Origin of the sequence: Apibacter adventoris (genome assembly GCF_002964965.1) — a bacterium.
In the GTDB taxonomy this organism is placed as follows: Bacteria; Bacteroidota; Bacteroidia; order Flavobacteriales; family Weeksellaceae; genus Apibacter; species Apibacter adventoris.
In genome coordinates this window covers 122,604-137,443 of record NZ_PSZN01000024.1, presented here as the reverse complement: position 1 = coordinate 137,443, position 14,840 = coordinate 122,604, and the positions used below count along the sequence as shown (strand labels likewise).

Genomic DNA, 14,840 nt, shown 5'->3' with positions numbered 1-14,840 from the left:
ACAGTAGCCCAATTTATATTTGTAATTCTTCTTCAAAAGTGTATAATCTAGATATATTCATGTTTCCAATCTAGTTTTATATTTCATTAATAATTTATTGCTTATTTTTAAATTACTTCTTACATATGCAGACTTATTTAATAGAGCGAGGGTTTCAAAGTCTAAGCGTTTTATATCTTTCAACTGATTATGCTCTATCTTCATCAAATAGGCTCCTTGCTTATAATATTCCTGTTTGAAATCATGGGTTAGTCCTATCTTATTTAATCCATAATATTCACAATAAAAACGTTGGAGCAGGGGAGAGTTTTTCTTTACATCAGAAGTACGGAATTGGTATTTCAGGAACCTAAGATTCTCAATATCTTTAAATTTAATATTTCCAACAATTTTATCAGAATTTTTCTCTATGAAATCTACAATATCTTTAGTTTCAGCCATTTTCATAATGTCAATTTAAAAAAATGAATTTAATGAAATGAAATTTAAAATAAACTCATTTACTCCACTTTCGATACTTCAAACTCCTCCCTAAAAAGAAATTGAAGCTATAAAACCATAAATACAGCCACTTAAAATACGATTTAAAAAAAACTAATTTTCAATTTTAACCCAAGTCATAGTAAAGCTGAGTACTCTTAATTTCTAATTTAAGTCTTTTTATATTATCGGCTAATTTTATTTCCTTTAATAATCCAAATACAGCAAAACCTATTTCTGTCATGTTCCTTGGAAGTTCCTTATAATAATTTATTTGATTTGCATTTAAGCTTATTAAAAATTTAAATTCATTATCTTTTCTAAAATTCAATATTTTAGATTTAAATTTTTCTTTTGTTTTTGAATTTATCTTTTCATCTTCTTTACTTTGAATAGATGCTTTTCCCCAAATAATTATAAAATTATCTAAAAGTTCATCCTTTCTTTTTATTAGATTTTTAATATTAACTCTTGTAATGCTTTCTCTTTTATAAGTATTTGATGAAACTAATGGGGAACCGTATGAGTTATTTTCTTTTATTGAATTTTGCTTAGTTTCTAGCTTATCTAATCTATTTTTAATTAATATATTTATTGCTCCTTGTAAACCATTATCTATAAGAAAATTCAATCTTTTTTTGTCTTCAATATTTTTACTATCAATAAGTTTTATGAGATTTTTATTAGATATAAATTCTTCATAAAATTGACAATCCTTTAAATGCTTGTCGTTTCTATCAGAGGCAAAATAAGGTTTAATTTTCTCTTTGCAAACGATATGAATCGGTGCTGTATGGCATTCAGGACAATATACTTTTTCCCTATGTATATTATCAGAATACTCTTTAACTGTTATATATTCATCTCCTAGTTTATAATATGCTTCTTTAAACTTAGACATAAGACCATAATTTTTATCCCTCTAAATTAGAATTTTTTATTGATCATTAACGAAATAAAAAAACATAATTTATGGACAAGCTCATTTAATCCACTTTCTTTTTTTTAATTGGTTAATTACCCCTAAAAAGAAAATAAAGCCATAAAATCAGATATTCAACCACTTTAAAACACCATTCTGGTTGAAGCGAATCCTTAGGTTTTCCAGTTTTAATTTATTTTTCAATTCCAAAAAAAGAAAAAATAAACTCATTGAAAATATCATTATCAAGAAACTGATAATCATTATCTTACTATTAATTTAATAAACATTAAAAAAATATTTTAATGTTTTTTATTAACTGTCAGGAATATTTTATACATTTGCATCATAGTTCTTAGAAAAATGTTTTGAAACCATTTACTAAATAGAGTATTAATTTTTGTTTAAAACTATTTAAACAACCCTTTTATAGGGTTTCAGACCCAATTCAATATTATACTCCGTATTGCCGAATTACCTATTCAAGTAATGAAGGCAATGCAGTAATACTGATAAAGATTTGAATGCTTCTTCATTTTTTAATAAGGAGCAGGGATTTAAAGAGGTGTTATAGAGAACATTGTCTACGTATTTAGTAATTGGCTATTATTTAAAGGAGCAGGAGTAATAGTGCTCCAATAATTAAATATATAAGTATATGTCTAGATTAAAAAGACTTCAAAACATCGATGGTTTAATTATTTCATTACAAACTATCGCTAAGAGCCAGTGTTCTCTTTCGGAGGATGATGTTAATTTATTGAATGATGCAATAGCAAAATTGAATAGATTAAGAACAAAAAAGGGATTAACCGATAAACACTATCAGATGGAAATTTCTGATATTGTCGAATTAATTACCAAGTTTTTAATTTAAACACTATTGAGTCATGAAACATTTTTACATCATCAAGTACCTTCGACACCTTTTTACTTACTCCAACTAAATAAGATTTGAAATGAATTTAGGAACAGTTATAAAAGATACCAGAAAGCAGAAGGGACAAACTCAATCAGAGTTTGCCTCAAGTTGCGGGATTACCCAAACATATTTATCTCAAATTGAGAACAATAACAAAGAACCTAATTTGTCTACATTAAAAGAGATAAGTAAAAATCTGGATATCCCATTACCCATTTTATTTTTTTTATCGCTTAATGAAGATGATATTTCTCCAGAAAAAAGAAAGGCTTTTGAAATAATTAATCCATCCGTAAAGTCTTTGATAAATGAATTCTTTAGAGTTTAGGAATAAATTACATCTTCCATCAATAATAAATGTTTCTGATAGTAAAATAGATAAAATTATTTCCGAAATTGATAAGTATTATAGTGAATGGGAAGAAATAAAAATGTATAAAAGTACCTATCAGCCTAAGACATATAAAGATGGTACAATAAAAAAAAGGATTATTCGACCGTCAAAAGGCATTTTAAAAATAATCCAATCTAGAATTAAAGACCGGATTCTTGCTAATATTGAACTTCCTAACGAAATTCATGGAGGCAGAAAACAACGAAGTAATATAACTAATGCAAAACCGCACCAAGGAAAAAAGTATACATTAACAACTGACCTTCAAGATTTTTTCCCTTCAATTAAAGTTAAAAGGATTCATGATACATTTACTAACTTAGGCTTCAATAAACAATCTACATTTTATCTAACTCGTTTAACTACATGGAAAGGAGAACTACCTCAAGGAACCCCAACAAGCACTCATCTATCTAATATTATTTTTTTAGAAACAGATTATAAACTTATTAGTTTCTGTAAGGAACATGATATTACATATACACGGTTCATAGATGATTTAACATTCTCTTCCCAAAAAGATTTTCAGCATCTTATTGAACCTATTTTAACAATTATTTTACAAAGTGGACTAAGAATAAGTAGAAGAAAGACTTATTACAAAAAGAATCAAACTATAACGGGGATTAATGTTTTTTTAAATAAAATTGATGCTTCTGAAAATATTCTTTTAAAAGTTAAAGAAGAAGAAAATTTGCCAGATGATTGCCCTAAACCATACACAACCTATCGAAGTAATATAAAAAAGACAAACAAAAAAAGTAAATCAAATCCTTAATTTTTAAATCTAAACAATGTCAGTTACTTTTATAGTCATGGTTTTATTCTTTTTTCTATTGTTTACAAATAATAACTATTTACATGAGCTAAATTCGAAATCTGTCAGGACTTTTCAAAGCAATTCATCCGGTTTTTTGTTCAGAAATTTTTAAATGGAAAAGAAAAGGATTTTATACCCATATAAAAAAGGGGGAATAAAGGGGGAATAAATCCAGTGAATCTTGTCTAAATATGGCGAACCTAGCCGTGAGGAGTAAGCATAAAAAAAACTCTGTAGTTAAGTATTACAGAGGTTTTTGTTACTTTTATTGAGTTGTTAAGTTCTCAATCTTGTGATCGCGAAAGGATTCGAACCTTTGACCGTCTGCTTAGAAGGCAGATGCTCTATCCAGCTGAGCTACGCGACCCTCCTTTCGGATTCTATTAAGTCGGGGTGACAGGACTCGAACCTGCGACCCTCTGGTCCCAAACCAGATGCGCTACCACCTGCGCTACACCCCGTAAATTTCTTAATGATCTAGATTTAACTTCACGCTGCGGAGAGTGTGGGATTCGAACCCACGCGACGGTTTCCCGTCGACAGTTTAGCAAACTGCTCCGTTAACCACTCCGGCAACTCTCCTAATTTGTTACTATTGTTGACAAATTGGAGTGCAAAAGTAGCAGTAAGTTTTTATTTATGCAAGTATTTTTATAAATTTTTTAACTTATTTTTGTTTATTCGTTTTATACCTTTGTACGGTTAATTCCAGTATATGAAACACATATTATTTTTATCTCTTATCTGTATATTTTTGACCAGTTGTGGATCATCTAAAAAAATTATGGTTCAGACTAAAGTTATACATGACACAGTGTATGTAACCGATATAAACCCTAAATACCATGTAATTACTGAAGCTAAATTACCTAATTATGTGATTTCCAAGGAATACTTTCCTTCTCAGGCTTATGATGATAGAATTAAATTCTTAGTACTTCATTATACAGTATCTGACTATCCTACCTCTATAAAAATACTAACTAAAAAGAATGTGAGTGCACATTACTTAATTCCTGATACTCCTAATGATACAATACAATTATTGGTAAGTGAAGATAAACGTTCCTATCATGCCGGTTATAGCGCCTGGAATGGAAGAGAAAATCTGAACGATACTTCCATAGGCATTGAAATAGTAAATAAAGGCTATGTAAAAGTTGGAGATTCTTTGATATTTCAACCCTACTATGATTTCCAAATCAAAAAAATAGCAGCCTTGGCTCAAAATATTATCAGCCGTTATGATATAGATCCTACCTATGTAGTAGGCCATTCAGATATTGCTCCTTTAAGAAAACAAGATCCAGGGCCTTTATTCCCGTGGAAAACTTTATATACTCAATATAATATTGGGGCTTGGTATAATGATGCCGACAAAGAACTTTTCTTAGAAAAATTTATTTATGATACCTATCCTTATAATTCAGCTCTTGAATTTCAAAAAGGATTACAAAAATACGGTTATAAAATAGACAACACCGGCGAATGGGATAAAAATACAAAAGATATTGTACGTGCTTTTCAATGGCATTTTAGACCAGAAAAAGCCGATGGTATAGTAGATGCTGAAACCTGGGCAATATTACAAGCTCTGAATAAAAAATATCGTTCTAAATAACTATTAATCATTACGATTTAACTTATGACTCATAAATCCGGTTTCGTCAATATAGTAGGAAAACCTAACGTAGGTAAATCAACTTTAATGAATGAGTTGATGGGTGAAAAATTATCTATTGTAACCTCAAAAGCCCAAACTACTCGACATAGAATTTTTGGTATTTGGAGTGATGAAGACACACAAATTGTTTTTTCAGATACTCCGGGTATCATTATGAAACCAATTTATGAATTACATTCAAAAATGAATGATTTCGTTAAAGAAGCTTTTCAAGATGCAGATATCATTATTTATATTACAGAATTTGGTGAAGAAAAATACTTGTCTGAATATTTAATAAAAAAATTAAATGCAGTTAAAATTCCTGTTTTAGTTCTGATTAATAAAATAGATAAATCCCAAGAAACCCATTCCATTACTAAAGGAGTAGATTATTGGCATTCCCTTTTACCTAAAGCAGAAATACTACCTATTTCTGCTCTTTACAAACTTAATACTGAACTTATTCTGCCTAAGATAAAAGAATTGTTACCTGAGGCTCCTGCGTATTATGATAAGGAATTATTTACAACACTTTCTGAACGTTTTTTTGTAAATGAAACTATAAGAGAAAAAATATTACTTAATTATCAAAAGGAAATTCCTTATTCTGTTGAAGTGGTAACAGAATCTTTTAAAGATGAAGAAAACATAATCCGTATAGAATCAATTATTTATGTAGAAAGAAACACTCAAAAAGGAATAATCATAGGTCATAAAGGAGAAAAAATTAAAAAAGTAGGAACTCAGGCACGTATAGATTTAGAAAATTTTTTCAATAAAAAAATTTATTTAAATCTTTTTGTTAAAGTGAAAAAAGACTGGAGATCGAATGAGAAAGATTTAAAAAAATTCGGTTATTCAAAATAAATATATGTTCTTTTTTAAGAAATATTTTTTTATATACTTTGCTATTTTTAGTAATTTCATGTCATTCAAGCAAAGAAGAGAACACTTTATATTTAGAAAATAACCTTAATATCTAATCATCATTTCTTTATAAACCCCAGAAAATAAAAATAGATTACCATAAAGACACTAATTTTATTTATAAAATTTTTAATTCTCAACAAATAACAAAATATACTTTATTTAAAAAACCAATCAATATTATTTTTAGACAATTTAGAAAAATTTGATTAGAGATATATAAAACACTCCTATTTACTTTTTAAAAAATAAAGGGGCTGATAGTTGATATTCTATCTCTAAACTCAATATTTATACATATTCTAATTTTAAAGATTTACTTGGATGAAACTTGTGTTTTTCGAAATTGAAAAATAATAATTTTACTACCATTATCCGATTTAATAATAAAGATACTCTAGCTTACAACCAAAATTATTATTATACTAAAAATACATGATTTATAAAATTGCTTTTAGATATGATGGCAGCTTATATTAGTATCATTTGAAAAAATAATATGTTCTTCATTTCATTCTATATTTCTTACCTTTGCCAAAACTTGTCTATATAATGAATAATAAATATATAAAACTTATTATTGCTGCATTAATTATTGCTGCCGGAATTTATTTCATGTTTAATCGTCAAATTGGTTTAGGAATTTTAATTGTAATTTTATCATTAATTCCTATCCTTTTATTTTTCAGAAATGAATACATCTTGTTAGCATTTTGGAAATTAAGAAAACAAAACCTTTCAGAGGCTCGAAAATGGTTAAATAAAATTACAAATCCTAAATCTCAATTAGTAAGAAAGCAAATGGGGTATTATAATTATCTTATGGGAATTACTGAAGCACAGGATAATCCATCTAAAGCCGAATCTTATATGAGAACTGCATTAGACTACGGATTAAGTTTTAAACATGACCGTGCTCTTGCTACCTTAACTATAGCTTCCGGTGCTATGATGAGAGGGAATAAAAATGAAGCGGAACGATTGTTAAATGAAGCAAAAAAATTAGATACTTCTAATATGTTGGGAGATCAAATAAAGATGATGAAAGAGCAAATGAAAAAAGTAAATGTTTCACGAAGTAATATGATTAATCCAAATATGAGAAGTCGTTCCAGATATATGAAATAACTCACTTCTTTTTCAACATCAAAAAATAAAAAAAGCTAATTGTTATCGATTAGCTTTTTTATTAAAAAAATAGATTTATGTTGATTAAATTCAATCCCTATTTATTCATAGTAAGAAGAAATTCTTCATTTGAAATAGTCCTGTCAAGTCTGCCTTTCAAAAATTCCATAGCTTCCAACGGATTCATATCAGCTAAATGGTTTCTAAGTATCCACATTCTTTGTTGGGTTACTGCATCTAATAGTAAATCATCTCTACGGGTGGAAGAAGAAACCAGATCAATAGCAGGATAAATACGTTTGTTAGCAATTTTCCTATCTAATTGTAGTTCCATATTTCCTGTTCCTTTAAATTCTTCAAATATCACTTCATCCATTTTAGATCCTGTATCAATTAAGGCAGTTGCTATAATGGTTAATGATCCTCCTCCTTCTATATTTCTTGCTGCTCCGAAAAAACGTTTCGGTTTATGTAGTGCATTGGCATCTACTCCTCCAGAAAGAACTTTTCCTGATGCTGGAGAAACAGTATTGTATGCTCGCGCTAATCGAGTAATAGAATCTAACAATATGACTACATCATGTCCGCATTCTACCATTCGCTGTGCTTTTGATAATACTATATTGGCAACTTTCACATGTTTTTCGGCAGATTCATCAAAAGTTGAAGCTATTACTTCTCCTTTTACACTTCTTTGCATATCGGTTACTTCTTCCGGGCGTTCATCAATTAATAAAACAATCATATAAACTTCCGGATGATTTATAGAAATTACATTTGCTATGTCTTTTAATAAAAGTGTTTTCCCTGTTTTAGGTTGGGCTACGATCATTCCTCTCTGACCTTTTCCTATTGGAGAAAATAAATCTACTACTCTTGTTGAAAGAGTTGCTCCAGTTCCTGCTAACTTAAATTTTTCTTCCGGAAATAAAGGAGTTAAATGTTCAAAAGAAACTCTATCTCTAACAAAAGAGGGCTCCCTACCGTTAATTTCTTTAATTTTTACTAAAGGAAAAAACTTTTCTCCTTCTTTAGGAGGTCGAACTTCTCCGGTAACAGTATCTCCTGTTTTTAATCCGAAAAGTTTTATTTGAGAAAGAGAAACATATACATCATCCGGGGAAGAAAGATAATTAAAATCTGAAGATCGCAAAAATCCATAACCTTCCTGGGTTATTTCTAGCACTCCCTCAGTAATTATAATACCTTCAAATTCATAATCAGACGATTTGTATTTATTTACATTTCCCTGTTTGTAATTATTTTTAAAATTATTGTCTCTTAGTTTTTGAAAATTCCCTTTTTCATCACTGTCTTCAAAATTATTTTTTTTATCCTCTCGGGGTTTTTGAAAATGTGTACTATCTGCACTTTTTTGTAGAATCACCTGGGGCTTTCTGTATACAAAACCCTCTTTAGCTGTATCGTCAACCATATCCATCTCAAAGTTATCTTCATCTTTTATGGATTCAGAATCTTTTTTTCCTTGTGAAAACAGTGTGTTTCTTTGACTATTTGAAGGTATTCTTTTTCTAGGTTGTTTTGCAACAATTAAAGTTTCTGCTTTTTCAGGTACTTCTTCTAATTCCTTTTTATCTTTATTTTTAATTTGACCGGATAATATGGCATCTATTAACTCTGATTTTTTTAACCCCGAACTTTTAATTTTTAATTGATCAGCAATGACTTGCAATTCAGCAACTCTCATTGATTTAAGCTTCTGTTCTTCAAGCATAATTTATGTCCGTAAATAATTTTAATAATTTGATTTTAAATATTTTTTATAGAGATTTTAAAAAAAGTAGAACTATATAAAATAATATCCTAATCACAGTAGATTTAATTGGGCAATATTACAAAATATTTTATTAAAACACTAATTTTTTTTACTTTTGCTTTTTAAAAAAAAGTTTTGATTCAAAGAATACAAAGTTTATATCTTACATTGACTGGTATTATTGGCATAATTTGCGGATTAATAACCGATTTTATTCCTAATGAAAGAATTGATATGATACTTTTATTAGTAGTGGCAATACTAGCTTTTATTTCTATTTTTTGTTTTAAAAATAGATCTGCACAAAAGAATATTAATTATTTAAATATAATTATCAACTTATTGTTAATTGGTTTTATGGTTTATTATCTACTAATAACTCCTGGAGGGGATTTGTCCCCTAAGAAAGGGGTTGAGTTAATTGTTCCGGTTTTGCTGATTATTCTGCTTGCCATGGCAAATAAGTACATCAATAAGGACGAAAAACTTATAAAATCTGTAGATAGATTCCGTTAGAACTCATTACAACTTTATGAGTGTGTAAGGGTAGCTAAAGCTACCCTTATTTTTATATAAAATAATAGATAATAATTGGTATAGAAGAAGACAATTCTATCCAAAATCTAGTATAAAAATAAGAGTTTTTTTGAGGCATAAATAGCACCAATAAAGCCGCAAATAAATTTGTTATACCCCATGCTATACTATAATCTGGCTTTTGTGAAAAATTATTATAAAACAGTAAAAAAGAAATATTAAAACACAAAATTGAAATAAATTTACTAAAATTCACACCTACCATTTTAGGAATAGTTTGTATTGTATCTCTATTAGCATCAACTATATCAAAAGGAATTGTAATTCCAATAATATATAATAAAACACTTATAAATAATGAATAAGAAGGAATTATATTATTCCCTATATAAAAAATAACGCAAGACCAGATTGTAGCAATAAGAATAATTTTAAATAGGGAGATATTTCTTATTTTTAAAAAAATAAAATATGAGTTATAAAGAACTACCCATATGCTTAAAAATAATAATTTTACTATAAGTGAAATATCATTTTCTAAAAATATCAAAAAAAATAAAATTAATAGGCTGGAAATAAAGATTATAAGATTTAGTATTTTTTTTGAATATTTTAGCCAATACTTATGAAAATGCATATAGTTATATCCTGCTAAAGTGGAAAAGAAAACTATTTCAAGTCTGTAATGGTCAACAGAACTAAATAAAATACCAAAAAATAAACTCAAATAAGTAATCATTCCAGAAACCCATAACTGAGTTTCAAGTAAATATTTAGTTAAAAACATTTTCATTATAACAAAAAAACCTTTTATAAAGAAAATCTATTTTATTCTGTTTGGGTTATTTTTAACAAAAGCATTCCACCCTGAGTAAGAATTTGATGCAGTTTGTGAAGAAAGACCATTTTTACTATTTAAATAATGGCAAACAGCTAAAGCTAATCCGTCGGAAGCATCCAAATAACGAGTAGGAAATTCTTTTAAATTCAATAAAGTTTTAAGCATTCCCGATACCTGTTCTTTTGAGGCATTACCATTACCTGTGATTGACATTTTAACTTTTTTTGGCAAATATTCGGTAATAGGTATTTCTCTTAATAAACCTGCTGCCATAGCTACTCCTTGAGCTCTTCCTAATTTAAGCATTGATTGCACATTTTTTCCATAAAATGGTTCTTCTATAGCCAACTCATCGGGTTTATATTCATCTATAAGTGAAAGTGTTTTTTCAAAAATCTTTTTGAGTTTCAGTGCATGTGAATCAATTTTTTTCAGAATTAATTCATCAATACATAGCAGTTTTATTTTCCTATTAACTATGCTGATAATTCCAAACCCCATAACCTGAGTTCCTGGATCTATTCCTATAATAATTTTCTCGCTCAATTAAATTGATATATTTTTTAAATATGCTTCCCAACCTGATTTTTGATATTTAAGTGCTTCTTTTTTTGGATCAGTAGACTTATAAATACCTCTTCCTACAATAATAAAATCTGTATGGTTTTTATCAAAAACTTTTTCAGGAGTGTTAAAATTCTGTCCTTTTTTGTCTTTAATGGAATTCAAATTAACTCCGGGAGTAAATAATAATAAAGAGGATGGAAGTTTTGATTGAGCTACACATCCTATTACATTAGAAATATTCTCAGAAATTTCTATTGCTCTTTTTTTATAATTTTCATCTGTAAGAGTAGCACTAGAAGACATTTCTGCAATGGTAATTATACCTACCTTGCTGTCAAAAATTTTTAAACTATCCTCTCCTGCTATAACATGAGAAGTAATTAAATCTGCCCAATCTGATATTTTATATAATCCTCCTTCAAATTGCATTTGTTGAGTATTCCCTATATCACCAAATTTTCTGTCTTCAAAGAGTAAGAAATTTTTTTTATTGGCTATAGATTTTAATTTTATCACATACTCTTCAGAAAAATCTTTGATAATATCTGTATGAAGTTTTACTGCTACAATAGTATCTCCAATTGTTTCTGCCAATTGTAAAACTTCCTGAGTTGTAGAAACATCTAAAGAAGCTATAAGATTTGATTTTTTCTTTATTGCTATTTCTAAAATTTTTTTTGCAGCAGGATGAGATTGTAAAGCAGCCTTTTCTTCATAAGTCAATCTTGAAGATTTTACTTGAGCTGTAACTATAGGGGTACTTTTTAAAAAATTTTTTATATTTTGTAATTCTTCTTGTGATAATAAGTTATTTTTATATAGCAAATCCACCACTTCCTCTATTGTAAATAGATTATAAACATTATATCCTTTTTCTTTTAATAAATAGACCCCTCCTTGCTCACGATCTAAAACAACAACTATATCTTTAATTCTTAATCCTTCTTTTTCTACCTCCTCAATTGTTTCTATTAGGCTTTTTCCACTGGTAATTACATCTTCTACTAAAACACATGTCTGTCCTGATTTAAAAATACCTTCCAGCATTTTTTTTGTACCATATCCCTTACTTTCCTTTCTTTTTATAATTAGTGGTGTACCTGAATCTAATGACATAGCAGTAGCCATAGGTAAAGCGGCATAAGGCACACCACAAATCAAGTCATAACAAGATTTTTTTAAAAGGTTTAAAAGTTGTTGAGATAATTCTTTCAATAACTCAGGGTCTGAAGCAATAGGTCTTAAATCAACATAAAAAGGCGATTGTATACCACTTTTTAAAGTGAAATTTCCAAATTTAATTATGCCTAATTTATAGGCCTTTAATAAAAATTCTTCTTTACTGATCATTCTATAAGTTTAGATAGAGCAAAGATAATAAAATAAAAATCTATCCTTGTTTTAACTTTTCTCAATGAAAATGAGAAGAAAGTCTTTAACTAAATAATATTTATTTAATATTCATTCTCTTATAGATATGTCTTTAAGAAAAATTCTACTTTTTTTGAGGAATTTCTTTAAATTCAAAACCCTTTTTTTCTGCAAAATTTTCCTGCTCATCTATTATTTTTTCATTTACATTATTTAATTTTTCTTCATTATTTTCCATATTTTTAACAGCTCGATCATATTGACTTTTTGATAATTCTTTTTCTGAAATAAATTCTTTCATGGAATTTATCATAATATTTACGTAGTCTAAACATGTATTTTTCAACTCCTCACCCCCTTTAGGCACCTTTAATCCATTTATTTTTTCCTTCTTTTTTTCCATTTGTTCTATACCTACTTTTATCTTTTGAGATATAGATGATTTTTTGTCATTATTTGAAAACTGCTCTATATGAGAATAAAAAGAATTATATTCACTATCTGCACTGTTCAAAATAGACATCAATTCATCATTAAACTTACTTGGAGTTGGTTTATTACAAGAAATTAAACTAACAAAAATTAAAACTATTGATAAAATCCCTATTATTTTTTTCATATCAATTTATTTTAAAAACAAATATAACAAATAATTAATTATTTGTTATAAAATATAAATAAAAACCACATATAAACATAATAAAAAATATGGATTGTTATACTTATTTAAATTAAGTATCTTTGTAAAGTATGCAAAATCGTTGGTTAATACTCCCTCAAGCAGATGTTGAAAAGGCTTTACAGCTTGCCAACGAATTAGATTTCCCTGTAGAAATTACAAACCTACTTATACAAAGAGGAATTGATACTTTTGAAAAAACCAAGAATTTTTTCAAACCCTCTTTATTGCATCTTCATGATCCTTATCTAATGATAGATATGGAAAAGGCTGTACAAAGAATAATTCATGCTATTGAAAACAAAGAAAATATATTAATATATGGAGATTATGATGTAGATGGAACTACCTCTGTAGCAATGATGTATTTATTCTTGCATTCGATTTATAAAAATGTACACTTTTACATTCCTGACCGATACGAAGAAGGTTATGGAATCTCTTATGTAGGAATTGATTATGCTGAAACTCATAAATACTCTCTTATTATCTCATTAGATTGCGGAATAAAAGAAAATGAAAAAATTTCTTATGCTAAAAATAAAGGAATTGATTTCATTGTTTGCGATCATCACCTTCCTGACGATTGCATACCAAACGCTTATGCCGTATTAGATCCCCAAAGAACTGACTGTACTTATCCTTATAAGTATTTAAGTGGTTGCGGTGTAGGTTTTAAATTAATTCAGGCATTGGCAAAAAGATTAAATATATCTGATGATAAAGTTCTCTCATATTTAGATTTAGTTGCTGTAAGTAATGCTGCCGATATAGTACCCCTCACTGGAGAAAATAGATTATTAACCGCATTTGGACTTAAAAAACTTATAAAAACCCCTCGCGCAGGACTTAAAGTTTTTTTACCCAAAGAAATACGGGAAACATTTTCTGTAAGTAATATAGTTTTTGGAATTGCTCCAAAGATCAATGCAGCAGGACGTATTAGTCATGCTCAAAATGCTGTAAACCTACTCATTTCACAAAATGAGCTAGAATCCAGAAAAATTTATTCTCAGATTAATGAGCTTAACAACGAAAGAAGAGAATTGGATACATCTATTACATCTGAAGCTTTATTAGAAATAATCAAAACCGGACAAACAAATAGTTATGCTACAATTGTATTTAATAAAAACTGGCATAAGGGAGTTATTGGTATTGTTGCTTCAAGATTAATAGAAGAATATTTTCGACCTACTTTAGTTTTTACTGAAGGAAAAAATAATGATTTAGTAGCTTCAGCAAGAAGTGTTCCCGGATTCGATATTTATAAAGCATTAGAAAATTGTTCTGAATATTTAGAACAATTTGGAGGGCATATGTATGCTGCCGGATTATCTATAAAAAAAGAAAATTTTCTTTTTTTTAAAAATAAATTTGAACTAACTGTAAAAGAAAACATTAAGCAGAGCCAAAGAATCCCTACCATAGAAATTGATGAAGAAATATCATTAAAAATTATAAATAAAAGGTTTTTTAAACTTATTAAATATTTTGAACCTTTTGGTCCGGAAAATATGAGACCTTTGTTTTTATCTAAAAAAATATTTTTCAGCGGAAATTACACCTTGATGGGAAAAGATAAAAGCCATTTAAAAATGATTGTTTTTCAGGATAATATTAATAATACTTTTGAAGCTATAGCTTTCAAAATGGCACATCTTCTTCCTAAATTTGAAAAATATCCTTTTGATATGGTATTTTCGTTATATGAAAACTACTGGCAAGGAAAAACATTTTATCAATTACAAATAAAAGATGTAAAATTTATTGAATAATAAATTCAAGTTTTTGCATAAAATAAAAACG

The 14,840-nt window shown here is 28.0% G+C and carries 15 protein-coding genes and 3 tRNA genes; 8 read left to right on the top strand and 10 right to left on the bottom strand.

Annotated features, from left to right (window positions below):
- Positions 1 to 57: 57 nt before the first annotated feature.
- Positions 58 to 447: a hypothetical protein gene (locus tag C4S76_RS11585; protein WP_105194637.1), complete on the bottom strand. Its 390-nt coding sequence runs from the start codon at positions 445 to 447 to the stop codon at positions 58 to 60.
- A 160-nt stretch (positions 448 to 607) separates the two neighbouring features.
- Positions 608 to 1,381, bottom strand: coding sequence for a hypothetical protein (locus C4S76_RS11580; RefSeq protein ID WP_105194636.1), 774 nt, complete (start codon positions 1,379 to 1,381; stop codon positions 608 to 610).
- Positions 1,382 to 2,060: 679 nt separating this feature from the next.
- Here C4S76_RS11580 and C4S76_RS11575 point away from each other — a divergent pair.
- From C4S76_RS11575 to C4S76_RS11565, 3 genes are all read left to right on the top strand, one after another.
- Entirely contained in the window at positions 2,061 to 2,279 is a 219-nt protein-coding gene (locus C4S76_RS11575) for a hypothetical protein (RefSeq protein WP_105194635.1), read from the top strand.
- A gap of 82 nt (positions 2,280 to 2,361) precedes the next feature.
- A complete protein-coding gene (locus C4S76_RS11570) occupies positions 2,362 to 2,652 on the top strand; it encodes a helix-turn-helix domain-containing protein (RefSeq protein ID WP_105194634.1) in 291 nt (96 codons plus the stop codon).
- Positions 2,633 to 3,496, top strand: a complete 864-nt coding sequence (locus C4S76_RS11565) for a reverse transcriptase family protein (protein ID WP_105194633.1) — start codon at positions 2,633 to 2,635, stop codon at positions 3,494 to 3,496. Before C4S76_RS11570 ends, C4S76_RS11565 begins: the two co-directional genes overlap by 20 nt.
- A 335-nt stretch (positions 3,497 to 3,831) precedes the next feature.
- Here C4S76_RS11565 and C4S76_RS11560 read toward each other — a convergent pair.
- From C4S76_RS11560 to C4S76_RS11550, 3 genes are all read right to left on the bottom strand, one after another.
- Positions 3,832 to 3,905 (bottom strand) — tRNA-Arg (locus tag C4S76_RS11560).
- A gap of 21 nt (positions 3,906 to 3,926) precedes the next feature.
- Positions 3,927 to 3,999: transfer RNA gene (locus C4S76_RS11555), tRNA-Pro, on the bottom strand.
- Positions 4,000 to 4,035: 36 nt separating this feature from the next.
- A tRNA-Ser gene (locus tag C4S76_RS11550) sits at positions 4,036 to 4,120 on the bottom strand.
- 133 nt (positions 4,121 to 4,253) lie between these two features.
- On the opposite strand from C4S76_RS11550, the gene C4S76_RS11545 reads away from it, so the two are divergent.
- The 3 genes from C4S76_RS11545 to C4S76_RS11535 all read left to right on the top strand — a co-directional run bounded on the left by C4S76_RS11545 (position 4,254) and on the right by C4S76_RS11535 (position 7,259).
- Positions 4,254 to 5,159 carry an N-acetylmuramoyl-L-alanine amidase gene (locus C4S76_RS11545; protein ID WP_105194632.1) on the top strand — a complete coding sequence of 302 codons (906 nt, stop codon included), beginning with the start codon at positions 4,254 to 4,256 and terminating at the stop codon, positions 5,157 to 5,159.
- 24 nt (positions 5,160 to 5,183) lie between these two features.
- Positions 5,184 to 6,071: a GTPase Era gene (era, locus tag C4S76_RS11540; RefSeq protein ID WP_105194631.1), complete on the top strand. Its 888-nt coding sequence runs from the start codon at positions 5,184 to 5,186 to the stop codon at positions 6,069 to 6,071.
- A gap of 612 nt (positions 6,072 to 6,683) precedes the next feature.
- On the top strand, positions 6,684 to 7,259 hold the full coding sequence (locus tag C4S76_RS11535) for a hypothetical protein (protein ID WP_105194630.1): 576 nt from the start codon (positions 6,684 to 6,686) through the stop codon (positions 7,257 to 7,259).
- Between the two features lie 97 nt (positions 7,260 to 7,356).
- Here the strand turns inward: C4S76_RS11535 and rho are convergent, their stop codons facing one another.
- Positions 7,357 to 8,994: a transcription termination factor Rho gene (gene rho / locus C4S76_RS11530; protein WP_105194629.1), complete on the bottom strand. Its 1,638-nt coding sequence runs from the start codon at positions 8,992 to 8,994 to the stop codon at positions 7,357 to 7,359.
- Positions 8,995 to 9,171: 177 nt separating this feature from the next.
- Here rho and C4S76_RS11525 point away from each other — a divergent pair, with 177 nt between their 5' ends.
- On the top strand, positions 9,172 to 9,552 hold the full coding sequence (locus C4S76_RS11525) for a DUF4293 family protein (RefSeq protein WP_105194628.1): 381 nt from the start codon (positions 9,172 to 9,174) through the stop codon (positions 9,550 to 9,552).
- Positions 9,553 to 9,604: 52 nt separating this feature from the next.
- Here the strand turns inward: C4S76_RS11525 and C4S76_RS11520 are convergent, their stop codons facing one another.
- The 4 genes from C4S76_RS11520 to C4S76_RS11505 all read right to left on the bottom strand — a co-directional run bounded on the left by C4S76_RS11520 (position 9,605) and on the right by C4S76_RS11505 (position 12,971).
- A complete protein-coding gene (locus C4S76_RS11520) occupies positions 9,605 to 10,366 on the bottom strand; it encodes a hypothetical protein (protein WP_105194627.1) in 762 nt (253 codons plus the stop codon).
- 30 nt (positions 10,367 to 10,396) lie between these two features.
- Complete coding sequence (ruvC, locus tag C4S76_RS11515; RefSeq protein ID WP_262494557.1) at positions 10,397 to 10,960, bottom strand: crossover junction endodeoxyribonuclease RuvC; 564 nt, start codon at positions 10,958 to 10,960, stop codon at positions 10,397 to 10,399.
- On the bottom strand, positions 10,961 to 12,331 hold the full coding sequence (gene pyrF / locus C4S76_RS11510) for an orotidine-5'-phosphate decarboxylase (protein ID WP_105194626.1): 1,371 nt from the start codon (positions 12,329 to 12,331) through the stop codon (positions 10,961 to 10,963).
- 145 nt (positions 12,332 to 12,476) lie between these two features.
- Positions 12,477 to 12,971, bottom strand: coding sequence for a hypothetical protein (locus C4S76_RS11505; RefSeq protein ID WP_105194625.1), 495 nt, complete (start codon positions 12,969 to 12,971; stop codon positions 12,477 to 12,479).
- A gap of 131 nt (positions 12,972 to 13,102) precedes the next feature.
- Between C4S76_RS11505 and recJ the strand changes: the two genes are divergently transcribed.
- Positions 13,103 to 14,809, top strand: coding sequence for a single-stranded-DNA-specific exonuclease RecJ (recJ, locus tag C4S76_RS11500; protein ID WP_105194624.1), 1,707 nt, complete (start codon positions 13,103 to 13,105; stop codon positions 14,807 to 14,809).
- Positions 14,810 to 14,840 lie beyond the last annotated feature (31 nt).

What these genes read in the sequence shown, in the direction of transcription:
- C4S76_RS11585 (WP_105194637.1), bottom strand. Translation starts at nt 447, where the DNA reads ATGAAAATGGCTGAAACTAAAGATATTGTAGATTTCATAGAGAAAAAT.
- C4S76_RS11565 (WP_105194633.1), top strand. Translation starts at nt 2,633, where the DNA reads ATGAATTCTTTAGAGTTTAGGAATAAATTACATCTTCCATCAATAATA.
- C4S76_RS11520 (WP_105194627.1), bottom strand. Translation starts at nt 10,366, where the DNA reads ATGAAAATGTTTTTAACTAAATATTTACTTGAAACTCAGTTATGGGTT.
- C4S76_RS11570 (WP_105194634.1), top strand. Translation starts at nt 2,362, where the DNA reads ATGAATTTAGGAACAGTTATAAAAGATACCAGAAAGCAGAAGGGACAA.
- C4S76_RS11545 (WP_105194632.1), top strand. Translation starts at nt 4,254, where the DNA reads ATGAAACACATATTATTTTTATCTCTTATCTGTATATTTTTGACCAGT.
- recJ (WP_105194624.1), top strand. Translation starts at nt 13,103, where the DNA reads ATGCAAAATCGTTGGTTAATACTCCCTCAAGCAGATGTTGAAAAGGCT.
- C4S76_RS11580 (WP_105194636.1), bottom strand. Translation starts at nt 1,381, where the DNA reads ATGTCTAAGTTTAAAGAAGCATATTATAAACTAGGAGATGAATATATA.
- era (WP_105194631.1), top strand. Translation starts at nt 5,184, where the DNA reads ATGACTCATAAATCCGGTTTCGTCAATATAGTAGGAAAACCTAACGTA.
- C4S76_RS11575 (WP_105194635.1), top strand. Translation starts at nt 2,061, where the DNA reads ATGTCTAGATTAAAAAGACTTCAAAACATCGATGGTTTAATTATTTCA.
- pyrF (WP_105194626.1), bottom strand. Translation starts at nt 12,331, where the DNA reads ATGATCAGTAAAGAAGAATTTTTATTAAAGGCCTATAAATTAGGCATA.
- C4S76_RS11505 (WP_105194625.1), bottom strand. Translation starts at nt 12,971, where the DNA reads ATGAAAAAAATAATAGGGATTTTATCAATAGTTTTAATTTTTGTTAGT.
- rho (WP_105194629.1), bottom strand. Translation starts at nt 8,994, where the DNA reads ATGCTTGAAGAACAGAAGCTTAAATCAATGAGAGTTGCTGAATTGCAA.
- C4S76_RS11535 (WP_105194630.1), top strand. Translation starts at nt 6,684, where the DNA reads ATGAATAATAAATATATAAAACTTATTATTGCTGCATTAATTATTGCT.